Origin of the sequence: Psychrobacter sp. AOP3-A1-26, from assembly GCF_052378235.1 — a bacterium.
In the GTDB taxonomy this organism is placed as follows: domain Bacteria; phylum Pseudomonadota; class Gammaproteobacteria; order Pseudomonadales; family Moraxellaceae; genus Psychrobacter.
The window spans coordinates 1-812 of record NZ_JBQSXN010000200.1 but is presented as its reverse complement, the minus strand read 5'-3'; the positions used below and the strand labels follow the sequence as shown (position 1 = coordinate 812).

The window sequence follows — 812 nt, the reverse complement described above, 5'->3', positions numbered from 1 at the left end:
TAGGGCGTGTTGAACATTGGCGACAAATTGATGGCAAAAAAAATAGCGAACGGTTAATCTTTAAGTTCTCACACAAAAAAGATATCGTTCGCTATGCCTCGCACAATGCTCAAAGATGAACACTGGACAAGACTAAGACCTATCTTACTAGAGTTGAATATCTATGACAAAGGAAATCTTAGAAATACGGTTGAAGGTGTGTTGTATCGGATGCGCGTTGGTTGCCCTTGGCGTGACTTACCAGCGTACTTTGGCAAGCCCAATACCATCTATAAAGCTTACCAGCGCTGGTCTCGCAGTAATAAGCTGATTGCATTGTTTACGTTACTGATCAAGGACGCAGACCTTGAATGGGTCTTTATCGATGGCACTCATATTAAAGCGCATCAACACAGCAGTGGTGGCAATGAGAATGCGCAGGCTATTAGTAAAAGTGTTGCAGGACGCGCGACCAAGATTCATTTGGCAGTTGATGCTCATGGCAATCCACTCACTTTTATCTTGTCAGATGGTACAACCCACGATGTTAAAGTCGCTCCTGACTTAATAGACAAGGTTGATTTGAGCGATACAGAGGTTTTATGTGCCGATAAAGGCTATGATTCTGATGCGCTACGAGCCCATATTGAACAAGCAGGGACGTGTGATAACATCCCTCGGAAACGAAATACAAAGTCCTCTAACGACCATATGGACTGGAACTTGTACAAGGTACGCCACTTAGTAGAAAATGCTTTTGCTAAGCTAAAACAGTATAGGGCAGTTGCCACCAGATTTGATAAGCTCAAGCAGAGTTATGAGAATACGGTCGC

The 812-nt window shown here is 43.5% G+C and carries 1 protein-coding gene; it reads left to right on the top strand.

From position 1 onward, the window contains the following. Positions 1–93: 93 nt before the first annotated feature. Positions 94–812 (top strand): IS5 family transposase (locus tag ACT3TU_RS14295; RefSeq protein WP_444784537.1); only part of this gene is annotated, 719 nt, incomplete at its 3' end.